This is a genomic window from Rhizobium herbae (genome assembly GCF_017873135.1).
Classification (GTDB): Bacteria; Pseudomonadota; Alphaproteobacteria; order Rhizobiales; family Rhizobiaceae; genus Pararhizobium; species Pararhizobium herbae.
The window spans coordinates 69059-87092 of record NZ_JAGGJV010000010.1 but is presented as its reverse complement, the minus strand read 5'-3'; the positions used below and the strand labels follow the sequence as shown (position 1 = coordinate 87092).

Below are 18034 nucleotides of genomic sequence, written 5' to 3'. Positions count from 1 at the left end.
AAACAATGGATCACCCACCCGCAGCTACGCTGCGACCTCCCCCCTCAAGGGGGAGGTAAAGACCGCCACGACCGTCTTGTGTCCTGCGCGGTAACTGAAGATAGATTTCCGCATGATGCGAAAAGACAGGAACACGATGTCAGGCCTCGCCCTCAACAACGTCACGAAGGAATTCGGGACTTTCACCGCGGTCAACAATGTCGAGCTGACGGTGCCGCATGGCACGTTCGTCTGCATGCTCGGACCGTCCGGTTGCGGCAAGACCACGCTGTTGCGCATGATCGCCGGCCTCGATCTGCCGACCGGCGGTGCGATCAACCTTGATGGCGAGGACATCACCCATGTTCCCACCCACAAACGCAACCTCGGCATGGTGTTCCAGTCGCTGGCGCTGTTTCCGCATCTGACGGTCGGAGAGAACATCGCCTACCCCTTGCGCATTCGCGGTGCGCCGAAGGAAGACCAGAAGAAGCGTGTCGACGAGCTTCTGGCGATGATCCATCTCAGCGGTTATTCCGACCGGCCGGTGTCGAAATTGTCGGGCGGCCAGCGCCAGCGCGTCGCGATTGCCCGCGCGCTGGCGATTTCGCCCAAGCTTTTCCTGCTCGACGAGCCGCTTTCGGCGCTCGACGCCAAGCTGCGCGAGGCGATGCAGGTGGAATTGCGCCAGTTGCAGCAGCAGCTCGGCATCACCACGATCGTGGTGACCCATGACCAGCGCGAGGCGATGACCATGGCCGATACCGTCGTTGTCATGAAGGGCGGCGAAATCCGTCAGGCCGCGTCGCCGATCGAAATCTATCGGCGTCCGGCCGATACGTTCGTTGCCGATTTCATCGGTTCGACCAACCTGCTGGAGGCCGAAGCCGACAGCACCGGTCATGTCACTGTGCTCGGTCAGCCAGTCTCCGGCGTTTCGCTTGGTGCGGATACCAGGAAGGCAACATTGTCGATCCGGCCGGAGGACATCCATCTGACGGCGCCCGGCGATGGCGCGCTGTCCGGCACCGTGACCTTCGTGCGCGATCTCGGCGGCACGATCGAAACCTTTGTCGATATTGCCGGCCGCCAGATCGTCGCTGTCTCGACGCCGCGCGCCCGGCCGGAAGTCACCGTCGGTCAGCCGGTCGGCGTGGTACTTCTGCCCGATGTTTGCGTGGTGCTGGCCAAATGAGACGCGAAGCCCCGCAAAAAATCGGCGACTATGCGCCGTTGTTCTTTCCCGCGATGATGCTGATCGTCTTCTTTGTGGTTCCTTTCGCGACGATGATCGCCGTCTCGTTCTTCCAGCGTCAGCAGGGCGGCTTCTATGTGCCGGCCTTCGAATTGTCGAATTACCAGCGCTTCCTCAGCCTGTTCTTCGCCAATGTACTCGGCTTCTCGCTGATGCTGGCGGTCACTGTCGCCATCTGCTGCATCGTGCTGGCAGTCCCCTTCACCTATCTTCTGACCCGCATGGCGCGAAAAGTGCAGATCGCTTGGCTGGTGGCGCTTTTGTCGGTGCTGTCGCTGTCTGAGGTTATCATCGGTTTTGCCTGGTCGACACTGTTTTCGCGCACGGCCGGGATCACCAATCTTCTGGTCATGGCGGGTATCATGAGCGAGGCCAAGGCGCTGCTGCCGAGCTTTGGCGCGGTGCTGACGGGCATGGTCTACCAGGCGTTTCCCTATACGGTGCTGGTGCTTTATCCGGCGCTGGTGCGGCTCGATCCGACACTGACGGAAGCTGCGCGCACGCTGGGCGCCTCGCCGATCAAGGCATTTTTCACCGTCGTCGTTCCAGCACTGCGGAATACCATCACCGCGACGCTGATCATGGTGTTCATCTTCGCGCTCGGCTCCTATCTCCTGCCGCAGCTTCTCGGCAGGCCGCAGCACTGGACGCTGTCGGTGCTGATCACCGACCAGGCGATCTATCAGTCCAACATGCCGTTTGCGGCTGCCATGGCGGTGTTCCTCGTGCTGGTGACACTCGGACTTGTGGCGTTGACCGTGATTGCCGGACGCAAGGGAGAAGCCGCATGACCGGCGCGCTGAGCAAAGTCTATTTCTTCCTGATCGGCCTGTTTCTGGCGCTTCCGATGATCGTCGTTGCCGGCGTGTCGGTCAACGCCAAGCAGACGCTCGCCTTTCCGCCCAAGGGTTTTTCGCTGTCCTGGTACGGCGAAATCTTCCTCAATCCGGAATGGCGAAACGCGCTGCTTGCCTCGCTGACGCTGGCGATCCTGTCGGCAGCGCTGGCCGTCGCCATCGCCCTTCCGCTCGCCTGGTTCCTGTGGCGGCGGATCGCGCCCTGGGCAAACATCTTCCAGCTTCTCGGCATTGCGCCATTCACGCTGCCGCCTGTTATCACCGCGCTCGGGCTGCTCACTTTCTGGGCGACCACCGGTTTTTACGGCCAGCCATGGACCGCAGTCGTCAGCCACGCGATCTTCTTCGTGACGCTGCCGCTGGTGACCTTGTCGCTCGGCTTCACGGCGATCGACCGTTCGCTGGTGGAAGCCGCGGCAACGATGGGCGCCGATGACAAGACGATTTTCCGCACCGTCGTGTTGCCGCTGATCCTGCCCTATATCGTTTCGGGCTATGCTTTTGCCTTCGTCCTGTCGCTCAACGAGTATATCGTCGCCTACATGACCGTCGGCTTCACCATGGAAACGCTGCCGATCAAGATCTTCAATGCGCTTCGCTACGGCTACACGCCGACCATGGCCTCGGTGACGATCCTGTTCGTGGCGACAGCTGCGGTCATCTTCTCCCTTGTCGCGCGGTTCGGCGATCTGCCGAAACTGCTCGGCGCCATGTCATCGGACGACACATGATCACGCTCGCCGCCCTGCAGATGAAATCGGAAAGCGGCGACGTCGCCGCCAATCTCGCACGCATCGGGCAGGCGGCGAAGGACGCGGCAGCCAGGGGCGCAAGCCTCTTGATTACCCCGGAACTCGGCCTCACCGGCTACGGTGCCGGCGATATCATCCGCGATCTTGCCGAGCCGGCGAACGGGCCTCTGTTGCAGCGGCTGCAGGCTATCTCGGAGGAGACGGGCGTCGCGATCATTGCCGGCTTTGCCGAAAGGGCGGAAAGCATGATCTTCAACAGCGCCGCCTATGTCGATGGTTCCACCACCCCTGTCGTCTATCGCAAGTCCAACCTTTACGGCGATTACGAGCGGGGGCTGTTTGCCCCTGCCGAGCCAGGCACAGTTCTGTTTACGCATCGCGGCGTCAGATGCGGCATGCTGATCTGCTACGATGTCGAATTCCCGGAAAACGTCCGGCGCCTGGCTTTGGCCAGCGCCGATGCCGTGCTGGTGCCGACCGCGCTTCCGGCTGGCTATTCCGGCACGTTCATCGCCGACCACATGATCCAGACGCGGGCCTTCGAGAATCAGGTCTTTGTCGCCTATATCAATCATTGCGGCGCCGACGAGCGCTTCACCTTTGCCGGATCGTCGCGCATCGCCGCGCCCGACGGCAGTCTTCTGGCAAGTGCGCCTACTCACGGTGATGCGCTGATGATCGCGGCGATCGATCCCGTCGCTTTCAATGTCTCGAAAAGCGAAAACACCTATTTGAGCGACCTTCGGCGCCCGTCCTGATCGTCATCACGATCCGGTGAAAGCCTGCTTTTGCCGCTGGCTCGCAAAAACCATCCAGCCGCTCTCCCCGTACTCTCCTTTGCAACGTAGGAGAGACACATGACACGCATCCTGTTTTCGCTGGCCGTTCTGGGCCTGCTGTCTCCGGCACCACCTGCTTCGGCAGCGGATACCATGATGGAGACGTTCTTCCGCGGAAAAACCACTGCGACGGGATCGTTTTCCGCGATCAACGGGGTGAAACGGCAATTCGATGTAGTCCTGACCGGGAGGGTGCGCGGAGACACGCTGACGGTGCGTGAGGACTTTGTCTATTCCGGCGGGGAAAGGGACCGCAAGACGTGGCGGTTCGTGCGCACCGGTCCGGCAACATATTCAGGAACGCGGGAGGATGTCGTCGGCACGACAACGCTGCGTGTGGACGGCAACACGGCGCGGTTCAACTACCTGGTCGATCTCGACCCCGGTCCGGGGAAGAACATTGTGCGTTTCTTCGACAAGATGGTTCTCGCCGACGATGGCAGGACTATCGCGAATACGGCGAGTGTGTGGAAATACATCTTTCCGGTGGCGCGGGTAACGGTGGATTTCAGGCGATAGGGATCGTCGTTCATCTTTAGTGAACATTCTGTCCGTAACGCGCCTCTTTATTAAACAAGCCATTCAACCGATATTCGCCTCACATTCACCAATGGAGGCAGCTATGAGCTTGCAACTGACAGGGATTCATCACCTGACCGCGATTACCGCGAACGCCAGGGAAAACCTGCGTTTCTACACGCAGACGCTCGGCATGCGGCTGGTCAAGAAAACCGTGAACCAGGACGACACCACCGCCTATCACCTGTTCTATGCCGACGGCGAGGCAACGCCCGGCACGGACCTGACCTTCTTCGACTGGCCCGTCAACCGGGAAGCGCGCGGCACGCACAGTGTTTCGCGCACCGGCCTTCGCGTCGGCAGTCCGGAAAGCGTCGAATGGTGGAAGGCCCGGTTTGGCGAATTGAGCATTGCGTCGGGCGATGTTATCGAGATCGACGGCCGCCTGTCGCTTGATTTCGAGGACGGCGAGGGCCAGCGTTTCCAGCTGATCGATGATGGCGGGCTTGTGCCGTCACATCCGTGGGATCGCAGCCCTGTTCCGGCCGAACACCAGATCAAGGGTCTTGGACCCATCACCATGAGCGTTCCGGATATCACCAATACGCAATTGGTGCTGGAGCAGGTGATGAACATGACGAAGCAGCGCCAGTATCCGTCGCCCGATGGCAATGGCGAGGTACACGTCTTTGCGATGGGCGAGGGCGGTCCGGCTGCCGAACTGCACGTCGCGGTTCAGCCCGGTCTTCCAGCCGCACGGCAAGGTGCCGGCGCCGTGCACCATATCGCCTTCCGCGCGCCGGACGAAGCCGCGCTGCACGCATGGACCGAACGTCTGGAAGGGTTCCGCCTGCCGTCGAGCGGCGAGGTCGAGCGTTTCTATTTCCGCTCGCTCTATTTCCGCGAGCCGAACGGCATCCTGTTCGAGATCGCCACCGACGGCCCTGGCTTTGCCGTCGACGAGCCGATGGAAACGCTCGGCGAAGGCCTGTCGCTGCCGCCGTTCCTTGAGCATAAGCGCGTCCAGATCGAGGCCCGGCTAAAGCCGCTGGTCTAAGCGCAGAAACAAAAGGCCGGGAGCAAAACTTCCGGCTTTTTTGTCTGTACTTTTCCGCGTTTCGCAGCATGCTTCGGGCAAAGCAAAAAAGGAATCTCCTGCATGACAAAATTGATCGGCATCTCCGGAAGTCTGAGAAAGGCCTCGTTCAACAAGGCCCTGCTGCACGCGGCGATTCCAATGGCGCCACAAGGCGTGGCCTTCACGATCGGCACCATAGAGGGCATTCCGCTCTACAACGCGGACGTGGAAAAGGAAGGTGTGCCGGAGGCGGTGCAGGTGTTGAAAGACCAGATCGCCACTGCCGATGGCGTCATCCTGTTCACGCCGGAATACAACAATTCCATGCCCGGCGTTTTCAAGAACGCTATCGATTGGGTGAGTTCGTCGATGACCGGCGCGCCGAATGTCTTTGCCGGCCGGGCGTTTGCCATCGCCGGCACGTCGCCGGGGCCGTTCGGCACCTTGCTCAGCCAGAATGCCTGGCTCTCCGTCCTGCGCACGCTCGGCGCCGACCTCTGGTCGGGCAAGCGGCTGATGCTGCCGAAGGCAGGCTCGCTGTTCGACAAGGACGGCAATCTGATCGACGAGGAAGCCAAAGCGCGGTTGAAGGCCTTCGTCGAAGCTTTCGCGGTCTATGTTGCCGCAAAAACGGCTTAGGCCGTAGCCTCATAAACTTGGAGCCACAGGCGGATCGAGGCAAGTTGGACCATCGCGAGAAAGTTCTCGGCTATCTTGTCGTATCGGGTGGCAACCCTGCGGAAGTGCTTCAGCTTAGAAGAAACGTTCGATGAGGTTTCGCTCACGGTACAGCCATGTGCTGAAATATGATTTCGACCGTCGGTTGGCCTTGGGCGGGATATTGGCAAACGCGCCCTTCCCGCGGAGAGATGCCCGGATGCGATCAGCATCGTAGACCTTGTCCACCAGCACGATTGTTCCAGCTCCAACATGGTCGAGCAGATCGTCGGCTGCTTGCCCGTCCACGACCGCATGAATTTTGGTCGTGAGCCCGCCTCGGGAGCGGCCGAGACAATGATCTCGATCCCCCTTTTTGCCGTCGCAGCCTGCTGGTGCGCGCGAGCGGAGGTGCTGTCGATCATCTGGATGTCGCCATCATGGGCGGCGGCAATAGCATCTATCATCCGACCCACACGCCTGCCTTCCGCCATCGCGCGAAGCGATTATAGCAGGTGGTGCGTGGGCCATAACGATCCTCATGGTGAGCCCTGAACCAGAAATCGGCGCGCTGTGAAAGCATAAAAGCAGAAGACGATCTCGCATTGGAGGCAGCCCAATGCTATTGTTCGTGCAATAGAAAAGGGAGCAAGACAATCATGGATTTGGTAATTCCCAGCGCAACGAATCTCAGCCTGTTCGTCAGCGCCACACTGGTGCTGCTTCTCGTGCCGGGACCGGCAGTTCTTTACATCTTCGCGCGCTCGGTCGAGCAGGGTCGCTCTGCCGGGCTCGTCTCGATCCTTGGCATCCATACGGCCACGCTTGTTCATGTTGTCGCCGCCGCTGTGGGATTGTCGGCGCTCCTGGCATCGTCCGCGCTCGCCTTCAGCGCAGTGAAGTATGCGGGCGCGGCCTACCTGATCTGGCTCGGCCTCAAGAAGCTTTTCGGCCCCTCGGACATTCCCAACGTCGAGGGCGGTTTACCGACGCGAAGCCGCATGCGTCTCTTTCGGGAGGGCTTTATCGTTAACCTCCTCAATCCGAAGACAGCGCTGTTCTTTCTGGCTTTCTTGCCGCAGTTCGTTGAGGTCAACCGTGGCCATGTGGCAATGCAGATCGCTTTTCTCGGGCTTGTCTACACAGCGATTGGCGTTCTGACGGACAGCTCCTACGCACTTGCCGCCGGCACCGCCGGCAAGTGGCTGAAGCGCAGTCCCGTGTATCTGAAGGCTGAACGCTGGGTCAGTGGTTTCGTGTATATCGGCCTTGGCTTGACGGCCGCTTTTGCTGGCAATCAAAAGAAATAGACCATCCGTTTTCCCCTGGAAGTCGCCCTAAACGGCTAGCCTGTCGGTGACGATCTGGAATCGACGGCACGTCATCGCAAAAATCAGATAGCCGTTCGCGTTTATGGGTTCACGGCTTAGTATTTTTCAGGGAGCCGTCGCCTTCAACCATTCCCGGATGGCTTGGGCATCCATGCCGCCGATCTCGTGCCCTGCATCCAGCGTTACGGTTTCGAGCGTCGCGCCTGCCTTGCGGAAAATGGAATCGAGCGGCGATGCGTAGCGGGAGTAGGCATCCGTCTTTCCCGTCACCATCAGGATATTGGTGCCGGAAAGATCCGTTTCCGGTATTGTGTCCAGCGGATTCATCATGCGCAGCAGCGCGGCATTCCTGATCAATCCCGGATGGAGCAGCATGGTGGCGATCAGCATGTTGGCACCGTTCGAGTAACCGACGAAAACCATCTTTTCGCGGTCGATGCCATAGGCGGGAATGGCGCCTTCGATCATCGCGACGAAGGCTTCGACTTCGGAGGCGATATCCTTCTGGTCGAAGGTAAACGGCGTGATCCGGCGGAAGAAACGCGGGAAACCTTCCTCGGTGCTGCGGCCGCGCAGACTGAGGAGCAATGAATTCGGAGCGATCTGGCGGCCGAGCGGCAAAAGACTGGTCTCGTTGGCGCCGCTGCCGTGCAAGAGGACGATGGTGCGGCCGTCCGGGTTTTTCGGCTGGTTCAGGCGATGAACGAAGGGCAGGTCGCGCTCGGTAAAACGCTCCTCGCCGGGAAGCGAAAATTGCGGCAGCATGACGAGATTGGCTTCCAGATCGCCGCCGAAATGCTCGGGGACGAAGAGTTTCGTCCCGAGGGTTTCGAGGCTCTCGTCCACCGTCATGCCCGGCCCATCGGTGGCCAGTTCGAACAGCGTGCCGCCCGGTTCGCGGACATAGAGCGAGTAGAAATATTTGCGGTCGTGGGCGGAGATTTCACCTACGTCTTCCGCCTCCAGTTGCATGCGGACGTCGTTTACGGCCGAGGTGCCGGTTGCGCGAAACGCGATGTGATCGATGGTGCCGGTGCCAGGCGCTGCGGTCCAGAAACCGGCGGCATCGCGCACGTCGACGACATCGCCGGAGGCTGAGGTCAGGCGACGGATCGCCTCCGTCCTGTCCGTTTCCGCATAACCGAAATGCCGGGTCACGAATGCAGCGGTGCCATCGGGCTTGGCTGTCAGGATCGTCGCACCGCGCAACCGCCGGATCGCGTCTGCCTGCGGGATGTCGGGCGTGACATGAACGGCAGGAGCGGCAACGGCCTGCGTGCCCACAAGCTTGACGATGACGCCATCCGGATCCTTCAGGCGGATCACCGGCTCGCCGAATTCGTGCGTGGGTCCGGTTGCAGCCACATTGTACCGAAGGGCGCGGGTCAGCCAGAAGCCGATGCTGTCCGGCGCGATGGCAAAGGCGATTTCGCTCGGCTGGCCATGGCCGACACGGCCCGGAGCGCCGTCCTCCCAGACGAGAAACGTCACCAGCGACCCCGGCGATCCGGTCTCATCGCCGTAGAGCAGGTGAAGCTGCGCCGCATCCTCGAAGCCTGCGGTGCGCTTGACAAGGCGGAGCCCCAGGAAGCCGGCATAAAAATCGATATTGGCCTGCACCTTGCGGGTGATCAGGGTGATGTGGTGAATGCCGCTCGTCATATGATGAAACCCGTTGATTTGGCCACAGAGAAGCAGCAAACAGAGTGCTGCGCCAGCGCTTCTGCGTGAACACATCGTCCACCGCCTGAACGCTCCAGCAGACACCCGCCGCAGCCGCGTCAGCTGATTCTCGGGCGCTCTTTTGCGAGGAACGCCTTGAAGGTATCGGCGTAGTCGGGATGCCAGCGCGACAGCGGCGGGCGGTTCTCGACGATATCGCCGGCGGCCCAGAGGATACGTTTCTCATCGGTCGGACGTGCAACGTCGTTATCCGGGCAGAGAATGTAGAAATCTCCGCCTTCGAGGCTCTGCATCATGAAATCGACAGTCTCCTGCGACGTCCAGGCAGCCTCCGGCTTTTCCGTGCTGCCGTTGGCTGTCAGTCCCGTATAGACGAAGCCGGGGATCAGCAGATGCGCGGATATGGCGCAGTCAGGCGTGTTGCGCAGTTCGTGCTGCAGGGCTTCGGTAAAGGCTTTGACGCCGGCCTTCGTGACATTGTAGGCGGAATCGCCCGGCGGCGTGGTGATGCCCTGCTTGGAGCCGGTGTTGATGATGAGGCCGGTCTGACCGTGGGCGATCATGGCTGGCGCAAAGATGCGCGACCCGTTGATGACGCCCCAGAGGTTGACCGCGAAGACCTTTTCCCACGCATCCTGCGAACCGAACATCGAACTGCCGGGGATGCCGGCATTGTTCATCAGCACGTGCACCCGGCCGAAACGTTCGACCGCCGCCTTTTCAAGCGCGGTGAGCGAATCGATGCTCGAAACATCCGTGGGGACGGCAGCAACGCTGTCGGGGCCGTGCGGAGATATTGCCGCCGTTTCGCGTGCAGCCTTGTCCAGCCGCTCGCCCGGCAGATCGGCGAGAACGACGTTCATGCCGAGGCCGACGAACCGCTTGGCTGCGGCAAGGCCGATGCCGGACGCGGCTCCGGTCACGACGGCGACATGGTTACTGGCAAAGGCTGGATGATTCATTGCTGTTCCGTCTCAATCTCAAGGGCATGATCTGGAACGGAAAACTAGGCGTGCTGCGCGGAGAAGTCCACCGGTGCTTTGCACAGCCCCTTGCCGGAAGAACAACGGGCTCTAATTTTTCAGAAAAATCAAAGACCTGCTTTCCCGTCCAGGCATCCACCCCATCGAGGAACAAAATGGCCGCGCCAAAGACCCGGAACAACCGACAGACGCCCTGCGAACAATGTCCCCTGCGTGCGCTTCCCCATTTCCGCGAGTTCAAGCCGGATGAACTGGATTTCGTTTCAAACTTCAAGACGGGCGAGCTGGCGGTCGATGCGGGAACCACGATACTGGTGGAAGGGTCGCACAGCGCGCACCTCTTCACGGTGCTTTCCGGCTGGGGTTTTCGCTACAAGATGCTGGACGACGGCCGCCGGCAGATCCTGAACTACATGATGCCGGGCGATCTTATCGGGCTGCAGGGCAGCCTGATGGGCGAGATGCAGCATTCGGTCGAGGCGCTTTCTCCCGTGACGCTGTGTGTCTTCGAGCGCGACAAGCTCGGTACGCTCTATCGCAACTATCCCGACCTTGCGTATGATCTGACCTGGATCGCCGCGCAGGAGGAGCGCATCCTTGATGAAAACCTCTTGAGCATAGGGCGCCGTTCGGCACTCGAACGGGCGGCCTATCTCCTGGCTTTCCTCTATCAGCGGGCCAAGGCAAGCAACCTGTTCAAGGGCGCGCGGGTCTCCATTCCGATCACCCAGCAGCATGTGGCTGATACGCTCGGGCTTTCGATCGTTCACACCAACAAGACCTTGAAAAAACTGGGGGAGCGCAAGCTGATCCGCTGGGCCGATCGGGGTTGCGACATTCTGGACGATGAAGGTCTGATGAAGATATCGGGCTGGGAGGGGTATCATGACAAGAACCGCCCGTTCATCTAACCGCCGGGACCTGATATCGCCGGCTCAATATCGGCCCGGGATATGTCTTTTTTAAATGCTGCCGTCCTTTTCTTGTCATACTAATCGGATTGACGGGGCGCGATTCAAATACCGCCGGCCGACTTGCAGACAGGACCCATACTGGTGGCGCTCACGGAAATCCCAGCTTCGATCAGGCGCGTGCTAGTGCTGGAAGACAATTTCATCATTGCCATGGAAGCAGAGGATATTCTGCGCTCCCTTGGCATCGAACATGTCGAGATTGCCGGCAACCTGGCGGAGGCCGGTGCCTTGACCGAAGCGCAGTCTTTCGATTTCGCTGTTCTGGACGTCAATCTGGGCAATCAGACGAGTTTCGATTTCGCGAGCAGTCTCGCTATGCGTCAGATACCCTTCGGCTTCGTGACCGGATATGGCGACAACTCGATCTTTCCCGTCGCGCTGCGCGGAATTCCGCGCATCACCAAACCTTTCAATGAAAGCGCGATGGCCGGTCTGCTCGCCACCGCGGGTGCTGTTCGGCCATAGTTCACCGTCAACAAACCTTCCCTTCGGAGCCCTGTGATCCTTGCCGTCTGGTGAACCGCTCAACCGGTGCCTTTCCCTTTGCGTGCACAATAAATCTGCATAGTTTCTGATATATTCCTGTTTGGGCAGGAAGGGACAGGGGCGCGCGCCCATTCTCAGAACGGATGTTTTTCGCCTGCTCAACCGGCTTGTAATTGGTGTGGGCTGTGTATATTGAGGGGCCACAATAAATGGTTTGCTATGAGTATCGGAGCGAGCGGCCTCGTATGAACGGAAAACGAAAATATCGTGTTGGCGGGTGGTGCGCAGCATCAATCGCAATATTGTTTCTGTCATCGTGTCAGGGCGAGACGAAGCCACCGGAAAAGCCGAAAACAGCCGTTCGCACGCAGAGCGCAGACTTTGTCGATTATCGTCAGACGGTGACGCTGACCGGCGAGGTCGTCGCGCATGTCCAGACCAATCTTTCGTTTCGTGTCAGCGGTCAGATAACGGAATGGTATGCCGACGTCGGGTCGCATGTGACGGTTGGTGAGGTTCTGGCCCGCATCGATCCCAGTGAGCAAAAGGCGGATGTAGAGGCGTCCGAGGCCGCTGTTCGCGCAGCGGAAGCGCAGGTCAGGCAGGCCACCTCGGCATTCGAACGTCAGAAAGCGCTTTTGGCGAAGAACTCGACCACGCAGGAGACCTTCGATCTGGCCGAGACCTCGCTGCGGACCGCCACGGCATCGCTCGATTCCGCCAAAGCAGAACTCGGCACGTCGCGTGATTCGCTGTCCTATACCGAGCTTCGCGCCGATGCCGACGGCATCGTCACCGTGCGCAATGCGGAAGCCGGCCAAGTGGTCCAGGCGGCGCAGACCATGTTCACGGTTGCCAGGGACGGCCCGCGCGACGCGATCTTCGACGTCTACGAATCGCTGCTTTTCGAAAAGCCTTCGGAGCCGAAAATTGGGCTCGCGCTTGTCAGCGATCCCTCTGTCAAAACCGAGGGGTCAATCAGCGAGGTGTCGCCGACGATCGATACGACGACCGGAACCGTACGGGTCAAGATCGCCATGGACAAGACCCCAGACCGCATGACGCTCGGTGCGTCGGTAACCGGATTTGCGAGTTCGCAGCCGACGAAGCTGGTGATGCTGCCATGGACCTCGCTTTCCGCAGTCGGCGGCAAGCCCGCAGTGTGGGTAGTCGATCGCAACGACAGCACGGTCAATCTGAAACCCGTGACCGTGGCATACTACGAGACGGGTCGCGTGCTGATTTCCGACGGCATCTCCAAGGGTGACACCGTGGTGATTGACGGGTCAAAGATGCTGCGCCCCGGCCAGGTGGTCGATATCGCCAAGGAGCAGGCTGAATGAACAGGGTATCCCTCGCGTTGCTTTTCGCACCGTTTACGCTTCTGATGCTCGCAGGCTGCCAAGAGAAAGAAGAACAGGCTGCTCCGGTTATTCGCCCAGTGCTTTCGCAAATTGCTGTCCTTCGGCCGCTTCCCGGATCCAGCTTTGCAGGTACAGTACAGCCAAAGGTTCAGACCGTATTCGGCCCGCGCGTGACCGGTCTCCTCGTAGCCCGGGATGTCGATACCGGGGACACCGTGAGCCGAGGGCAATTGCTGGCGGCCCTCGACCCCACCGCTCTTGAACTGGCCGTTGGCTCTGCCCGTGCCGATCTTGCCAATAAGGAAGCGACGCTGGCCAATGCCGTTTCCGTCGAGCAGCGGACCAGGGCCTTGCTCAAGGCTGGTACTGAAACACAGGCAGCGGTGGAAAGCGCCGAGCAATCGACGGCGGCCGCGCAGGCTTCGGTCGTGCAGTCCCGCGCGACGCTATCCAAGGCGACGGAGCAGCTCTCCTATACGCAGATCACGGCGGCGTTCGATGGCATCGTCACGGAAACCGGAGCCGAGGTTGGCCAGGTTGTTGCAGCCGGTGCTTCCGTCGTGACCGTCGCCCGACCGGACGACAGGGACGCCGTGGTGGACATTCCGGACGGCAACGCGCTTCTGCCGGTGGGAACGCCGTTTCTGGTTTCCCTCCAGATCAATCCTGCGATGACGGTGGTCGGCAAGGTGCGCGAGATCGCGCCGGCCGCGGATGCGGCGACGCGGACGCGCCGCGTCAAGATTGCTCTTGAAAACCCGCCGGAAAGCTTCCGGCTGGGAACCACGATCACCGCCTTGCTGAAAGAAGCCGCCGTCGAGCAGATGGTTCTGCCAGCAACGGCCATCCTTTCGCGCGACGGCAAGTCCTTCGTCTGGGTGGTGGACGAGGGTGACGGAACCGTCAAGGCCCGCGAAGTGGTCACCGGCGCCGAAGCAGGCGGAAATATTCTTATCTCGTCGGGTGTCGATCCGGGCATGCGTGTCGTCACCGCCGGCGTACATAGCCTCAAGGACGGCGAGAAAGTGAAATTCGAAGACGGGGAACGGTCATGAAAAAATTCAACCTTTCAGACTGGGCGCTCAATCACGCGTCCATGGTCTGGTATTTCATGATCGTCTTCGGCCTGCTTGGTTTCTTCTCCTATCTCAGCTTGGGGCGAGAAGAGGATCCGAACTTCACCATCAAGACGATGACCATCTCGGCCCAGTGGCCAGGCGCCTCCGTCGAGGAGACCACGCGCCAGGTGACGGAGCGTATCGAGCGCAAGCTCGAGGAACTGGAATCGCTCGACTATACGCGCAGTATCACGACACCCGGGCAGACGATCGTTTTCGTCAACCTGAAGGACACCACCAAGGCGCGCGATGTCGCTTCGATCTGGCTGACCGTCCGCAACTATATCGGCGATATCAGGGGCCAATTTCCTGCCGGCGTGCAAGATCCGGCCTTCAACGATCGGTTCGGCGACGTATTCGGCAATATCTATGCGTTTACCGCGGATGGCTTCAATCAGCGCCAATTGCGCGACTATGTCGAGAACGCCCGCCGCGATGTTCTCACTGTTCCCAATGTCGGCAAGGTGGATCTCGTCGGCGCCCAGGATGAAGTCATCTACCTGGAATTCTCCACCCGCCAGCTTGCGGCTCTGGGCGTGAACCAGAATGACGTGGTGGCGACATTGCAGGCGCAGAATGCCATCGAACCATCCGGCGTAATACAGGCCGACGGCGAACGTGTGAGTATTCGGGTCAACGGCCAGTTCACCTCCGAAGACAGCTTGCGTGCGGTCAATCTACAGGTCAACAACCGGTTCTTCCGATTGAGCGACATTGCCACCATCACCCGCGGTTACACCGATCCGCCGACGGCGCTCTTCCGCTATAATGGGCAGGCGGCCATTGGCCTTGCGATCGGAATGAAACAGGGCGCCAACCTGCTGGAATTCGGCAAAGCGCTGGAAGAGGAAATCAAGGTCGTCCAGTCGGAACTGCCGGTCGGTGTCGATATTCATCTGGTGTCCGATCAGCCGCTGATCGTCGAAGAGGCCGTTTCCGGCTTCACCAAGGCTTTGGCCGAGGCGGTTATCATCGTTCTCGTCGTCAGCTTCATCAGCCTTGGCATGCGCGCCGGTCTGGTGGTGGCCCTGTCCATCCCGCTGACGTTGGCCATTACTTTCGTGTTCATGTCCTACTACGGCATATCGTTGCAGCGCATATCGCTCGGCGCGCTGATCATCGCGCTTGGCCTTTTGGTCGATGATGCCATGATCGCGGTGGAAATGATGGTCGCCCGGCTCGAAATGGGCGATTCGTTGCGAAAATCGGCGACGTATGTCTATACGCACACGGCCTTTCCGATGCTGACCGGCACGCTCGTGACTGTTGCAAGCTTCATTCCCGTTGGCCTCAACAACAGTGCTGCCGGCGAGTTCACGTTCACGCTGTTCGTGGTCATCGCCGTTTCGCTGCTGGTGTCCTGGGTCGTGGCCGTGATCTTCGCGCCCTTGCTGGGCGTGACGATTCTCCCCAAGACGATGAAGCAGCACCATGGCGAAAAAGGCCGTATCGGTCGCGCCTTCGGCGGCTTGCTCGGCCTTTGCATGCGCTGGAAATGGCTGACGATCATCGTCACCGTGCTGGTGTTCGCAGGTTCTGTCTACAGCATGCAGTTCGTGCAGCAGCAGTTCTTCCCCTCGTCCGACCGTCTCGAGCTGATCGTAGACTGGTCGTTGCCGCAGAATGCGTCGATCACCGAAACCAATGCCCAGATGGCGAAGTTCGAGAAGGAGAAGCTTGCGGGCAATCCGGATATCGAACGCTGGTCGACCTATGTCGGCCAAGGTGCGCAGCGTTTCGTCCTGTCCTTCGACGTGCAGCCGCCGAATACGGCCTTCGGCCAGATGGTGATCGTGACGAAGAGCCTTGCGGTGCGCGATGCGCTGAAGGTCGATCTGCAAGCCTATCTGAAGAAGACCTTCGTCGGCACGGATGCCTATGTGAAGCTGCTCGACATCGGCCCGCCGGTCGGCCGCCCCGTGCAGTATCGCGTCAGCGGACCGGATATTGGCGAGGTCCGCAAGCTTGCCCTCGGCCTCGGCAACATCGTCGGCAAGAATCCGCTGCTCGGCGATATCGTCTATGACTGGAACGAGCCCGCCCGTGTCATCAAGGTGGACGTGCTGCAGGACAAGGCACGCCAGCTCGGGGTGACCTCGCAGGATATCGCCTCGGCGCTGAACGGCATCGTCGGCGGTACCACGGTCACGCAGGTTCGCGACGATATCTACCTCATCAACGTGGTCGCCCGCGCCAAGGCATCCGAGCGGCAGTCGATCGAGACCCTGCGCGACCTGCAGCTTCCCGGAACCAACGGCAATTCGGTGCCGCTCGCCGCAGTCGCCAATTTCCGCTACGAGATGGAGCAGCCGGTCGTCTGGCGCCGCGAGCGCATGCCGACGCTGATCGTCAAGGCCGGCATTCGCGATGCAACCCAGCCGGCGACGATCGTCGCCCAGCTTGAAAAGGATGTGTCGGCCTATTCGTCCAAGCTGCCCGTCGGCTACAAGGTCGTCGTCGGCGGCAGCGTCGAGGAGAGCGCCAAGAGCCAGGCGCCGATCGCCGCCGTCATACCGCTCATGCTGTTTGTCATGGCGACGATCCTGATGATCCAGCTTCAGAGCTTTTCGCGGCTTTTCCTGGTCTTTGCGGTCGCTCCGCTGGCTCTGATCGGCGTGGTGATTGCGCTTCTCTCCAGCAATGCGCCGATGGGGTTCGTCGCCATTCTCGGCATCCTGGCGCTGATCGGCATCCTGATCCGAAACTCGGTCATTCTCGTCGTGCAGATCGAGGACCTGCGCAAGGAGGGCGTCCACCCCTGGGATGCGGTCAGGGAGGCGACCGAGCATCGTATGCGACCCATCATGCTGACGGCTGCGGCCGCAAGTCTGGCACTGATCCCGATTGCGCGGGAAATCTTCTGGGGGCCGATGGCCTACGCCATGATGGGCGGCATCATCGTCGGCACGGTGCTGACGCTGCTCTTCCTGCCGGCGCTCTATCTCGCCTGGTTCCGTATCAAGCCGCCGGAAAAGACAGAAGGTGCCGAACTGGAGGGATCGCCGGCTACGACCACGGAAGATGCCGTGCCGGTTTAGGAAGACGGGCGTTTTAAGGGGGCTGTTTTTCACAGCATCACCACCGTCAGCTCCGTCTTGTCATAACCGAAATCGAGCGGCGCGGTGCCGGTATGTTCCAGCACCAGCCAATCTCCGGCGTTCAGAAGTGCCATGCCTATGGCGCAATTTCCATAGGACGCGGAAGCCGCGTCGTTATCGTTGACGCTGGCGATGGTCGTCGTGCCGTTGACCTTGACGGCGACGGAAAATGCACCGGAGGGATTGGCTTCGACGCCGAGGCAGACGAGGTAGGGAGCCGCGACCGGCACCACCAGCCGGTTGCCGCCGCCTGCGACGGCGGGGCCGAGACTGAAACCGCCCTGGTTGATACTCAATGTGGAAAAACCGGTCTGCGAGCCGGATGCCGGTGTCAGCACCCCGCCGCCGCGGGTGGCGCGCACAAGAGGCCGTTGCGGCATGCGCACCTGACCCTGGCCGGTGATGCTCAGCGCCGATGTCCAGGCTGTTCCGTCCGGACTGACCTTGACGGTGAAATCATCCGAGCTGGTGAGCCCCATTTCCGCCCGGCCGGACCATCCCGTCTGGAACAGGAGGCTCGCCGTATCGCCCATCGTTGCCTTGTTGACCTTGACCTGATGCCCGTGCCCGTCATGCGTCAGCAACGTGGCGACTGCTGCAACGGCGAGCCGGTTGGTGTTGTCGGCGGCGATGTTGATACCGAGATGTGCTGGCGTACCGACCGCGTCATAGAAAACCCAGGCACTGCCGTCGTGAATCTTCATCCTGTCCTCGGCGAGAAACCACCCGCGCCAGCCTTCCTTCGGGGCAATGAAAATCCAGTCGCCATCCTGCCTGAAGGCGAGCTTGCCACTCTTTCCCGCCCATGCGCCCGTGGGAGATGCCGCGACGTCGTAGCAGGTCCCTTCCTGCGGGTCGGATGGCGGCGTTGACAGCGATGCGGTGATCGTCAGTTGTGTCAGTGCGTCGAGGCGTTGCAGCGCTTCATTGTGAGTGACGTGCTTCTGCGCCTGCGAGGGCAGGATATAGGGCAGTTCCAGGTTGACGGTCGTCTCGCTCATCGGCAGTTCTCCCTTGTGGTGAGGAGAAGGTTACCCGTATGGTCGGAGCAGGGGATTACG

At 60.6% G+C, this 18034-nt stretch carries 16 protein-coding genes and 1 pseudogene; 13 read left to right on the top strand and 4 right to left on the bottom strand.

The features are described 5' to 3' along the window. Window positions 1-136: 136 nt before the first annotated feature. From J2Z75_RS23995 to J2Z75_RS23965, 7 genes are all read left to right on the top strand, one after another. Window positions 137-1174, top strand: a complete 1038-nt coding sequence (locus tag J2Z75_RS23995) for an ABC transporter ATP-binding protein (protein ID WP_209855459.1) — start codon at window positions 137-139, stop codon at window positions 1172-1174. Beyond that, window positions 1171-2025, top strand: a complete 855-nt coding sequence (locus J2Z75_RS23990) for an ABC transporter permease (protein ID WP_209855458.1) — start codon at window positions 1171-1173, stop codon at window positions 2023-2025. Before J2Z75_RS23995 ends, J2Z75_RS23990 begins: the two co-directional genes overlap by 4 nt. Beyond that, window positions 2022-2822: an ABC transporter permease gene (locus tag J2Z75_RS23985; protein ID WP_209855456.1), complete on the top strand. Its 801-nt coding sequence runs from the start codon at window positions 2022-2024 to the stop codon at window positions 2820-2822. Before J2Z75_RS23990 ends, J2Z75_RS23985 begins: the two co-directional genes overlap by 4 nt. Beyond that, window positions 2819-3601, top strand: coding sequence for a carbon-nitrogen hydrolase family protein (locus J2Z75_RS23980; protein ID WP_209855454.1), 783 nt, complete (start codon window positions 2819-2821; stop codon window positions 3599-3601). The genes J2Z75_RS23985 and J2Z75_RS23980 overlap by 4 nt, the downstream gene beginning before the upstream one ends. Before the next feature lie 99 nt (window positions 3602-3700). Continuing rightward, window positions 3701-4201 carry a DUF3833 family protein gene (locus J2Z75_RS23975; RefSeq protein ID WP_209855451.1) on the top strand — a complete coding sequence of 167 codons (501 nt, stop codon included), beginning with the start codon at window positions 3701-3703 and terminating at the stop codon, window positions 4199-4201. A gap of 103 nt (window positions 4202-4304) precedes the next feature. After that, complete coding sequence (locus J2Z75_RS23970; protein ID WP_209855449.1) at window positions 4305-5258, top strand: ring-cleaving dioxygenase; 954 nt, start codon at window positions 4305-4307, stop codon at window positions 5256-5258. Window positions 5259-5360: 102 nt separating this feature from the next. After that, on the top strand, window positions 5361-5918 hold the full coding sequence (locus tag J2Z75_RS23965; RefSeq protein ID WP_209855448.1) for an NADPH-dependent FMN reductase: 558 nt from the start codon (window positions 5361-5363) through the stop codon (window positions 5916-5918). On the opposite strand, the pseudogene J2Z75_RS23960 reads toward J2Z75_RS23965, so the two are convergent. Then, window positions 5915-6474 (bottom strand): annotated as a pseudogene (locus tag J2Z75_RS23960) (transposase); the annotation flags it as partial. The gene J2Z75_RS23965 and the pseudogene J2Z75_RS23960 overlap by 4 nt on opposite strands. Window positions 6475-6595: 121 nt before the next feature. Between J2Z75_RS23960 and J2Z75_RS23955 the strand changes: the two are divergent. Further along, window positions 6596-7246 (top strand): LysE family translocator, encoded by a 651-nt coding sequence (locus tag J2Z75_RS23955; RefSeq protein ID WP_209855445.1) that lies wholly within the window; start codon window positions 6596-6598, stop codon window positions 7244-7246. 126 nt (window positions 7247-7372) lie between these two features. On the opposite strand, the gene J2Z75_RS23950 is transcribed toward J2Z75_RS23955, so the two are convergent. Together J2Z75_RS23950 and J2Z75_RS23945 are read right to left on the bottom strand one after the other, a co-directional pair. Continuing rightward, complete coding sequence (locus J2Z75_RS23950; RefSeq protein WP_209855442.1) at window positions 7373-8929, bottom strand: VOC family protein; 1557 nt, start codon at window positions 8927-8929, stop codon at window positions 7373-7375. A gap of 119 nt (window positions 8930-9048) precedes the next feature. Beyond that, the gene (locus tag J2Z75_RS23945) at window positions 9049-9912 is read right to left on the bottom strand and encodes an SDR family NAD(P)-dependent oxidoreductase (protein WP_209855440.1); all 864 of its coding nucleotides are present in this window, start codon (window positions 9910-9912) and stop codon (window positions 9049-9051) included. A 176-nt stretch (window positions 9913-10088) separates the two neighbouring features. Between J2Z75_RS23945 and J2Z75_RS23940 the strand changes: the two genes are divergently transcribed. From J2Z75_RS23940 to J2Z75_RS23920, 5 genes are all read left to right on the top strand, one after another. Continuing rightward, window positions 10089-10844, top strand: coding sequence for a Crp/Fnr family transcriptional regulator (locus J2Z75_RS23940; protein ID WP_209855438.1), 756 nt, complete (start codon window positions 10089-10091; stop codon window positions 10842-10844). Between the two features lie 144 nt (window positions 10845-10988). Further along, window positions 10989-11372 (top strand): response regulator, encoded by a 384-nt coding sequence (locus J2Z75_RS23935; RefSeq protein WP_327791288.1) that lies wholly within the window; start codon window positions 10989-10991, stop codon window positions 11370-11372. A gap of 323 nt (window positions 11373-11695) precedes the next feature. Beyond that, window positions 11696-12736 carry an efflux RND transporter periplasmic adaptor subunit gene (locus J2Z75_RS23930; protein ID WP_234937531.1) on the top strand — a complete coding sequence of 347 codons (1041 nt, stop codon included), beginning with the start codon at window positions 11696-11698 and terminating at the stop codon, window positions 12734-12736. Then, entirely contained in the window at window positions 12733-13812 is a 1080-nt protein-coding gene (locus J2Z75_RS23925; RefSeq protein WP_209855435.1) for an efflux RND transporter periplasmic adaptor subunit, read from the top strand. The genes J2Z75_RS23930 and J2Z75_RS23925 overlap by 4 nt, the downstream gene beginning before the upstream one ends. Then, window positions 13809-16913: an efflux RND transporter permease subunit gene (locus J2Z75_RS23920; RefSeq protein ID WP_209855431.1), complete on the top strand. Its 3105-nt coding sequence runs from the start codon at window positions 13809-13811 to the stop codon at window positions 16911-16913. The genes J2Z75_RS23925 and J2Z75_RS23920 overlap by 4 nt, the downstream gene beginning before the upstream one ends. A 29-nt stretch (window positions 16914-16942) precedes the next feature. On the opposite strand, the gene J2Z75_RS23915 is transcribed toward J2Z75_RS23920, so the two are convergent. Continuing rightward, window positions 16943-17974, bottom strand: coding sequence for a DUF2793 domain-containing protein (locus J2Z75_RS23915; protein ID WP_209855429.1), 1032 nt, complete (start codon window positions 17972-17974; stop codon window positions 16943-16945). Between the last annotated feature and the right edge of the window lie 60 nt (window positions 17975-18034).

What these genes read in the sequence shown, in the direction of transcription:
- J2Z75_RS23995 (WP_209855459.1), top strand. Translation starts at nt 137, where the DNA reads ATGTCAGGCCTCGCCCTCAACAACGTCACGAAGGAATTCGGGACTTTC.
- J2Z75_RS23990 (WP_209855458.1), top strand. Translation starts at nt 1,171, where the DNA reads ATGAGACGCGAAGCCCCGCAAAAAATCGGCGACTATGCGCCGTTGTTC.
- J2Z75_RS23985 (WP_209855456.1), top strand. Translation starts at nt 2,022, where the DNA reads ATGACCGGCGCGCTGAGCAAAGTCTATTTCTTCCTGATCGGCCTGTTT.
- J2Z75_RS23980 (WP_209855454.1), top strand. Translation starts at nt 2,819, where the DNA reads ATGATCACGCTCGCCGCCCTGCAGATGAAATCGGAAAGCGGCGACGTC.
- J2Z75_RS23975 (WP_209855451.1), top strand. Translation starts at nt 3,701, where the DNA reads ATGACACGCATCCTGTTTTCGCTGGCCGTTCTGGGCCTGCTGTCTCCG.
- J2Z75_RS23970 (WP_209855449.1), top strand. Translation starts at nt 4,305, where the DNA reads ATGAGCTTGCAACTGACAGGGATTCATCACCTGACCGCGATTACCGCG.
- J2Z75_RS23965 (WP_209855448.1), top strand. Translation starts at nt 5,361, where the DNA reads ATGACAAAATTGATCGGCATCTCCGGAAGTCTGAGAAAGGCCTCGTTC.
- J2Z75_RS23955 (WP_209855445.1), top strand. Translation starts at nt 6,596, where the DNA reads ATGGATTTGGTAATTCCCAGCGCAACGAATCTCAGCCTGTTCGTCAGC.
- J2Z75_RS23950 (WP_209855442.1), bottom strand. Translation starts at nt 8,929, where the DNA reads ATGACGAGCGGCATTCACCACATCACCCTGATCACCCGCAAGGTGCAG.
- J2Z75_RS23945 (WP_209855440.1), bottom strand. Translation starts at nt 9,912, where the DNA reads ATGAATCATCCAGCCTTTGCCAGTAACCATGTCGCCGTCGTGACCGGA.
- J2Z75_RS23940 (WP_209855438.1), top strand. Translation starts at nt 10,089, where the DNA reads ATGGCCGCGCCAAAGACCCGGAACAACCGACAGACGCCCTGCGAACAA.
- J2Z75_RS23925 (WP_209855435.1), top strand. Translation starts at nt 12,733, where the DNA reads ATGAACAGGGTATCCCTCGCGTTGCTTTTCGCACCGTTTACGCTTCTG.
- J2Z75_RS23920 (WP_209855431.1), top strand. Translation starts at nt 13,809, where the DNA reads ATGAAAAAATTCAACCTTTCAGACTGGGCGCTCAATCACGCGTCCATG.
- J2Z75_RS23915 (WP_209855429.1), bottom strand. Translation starts at nt 17,974, where the DNA reads ATGAGCGAGACGACCGTCAACCTGGAACTGCCCTATATCCTGCCCTCG.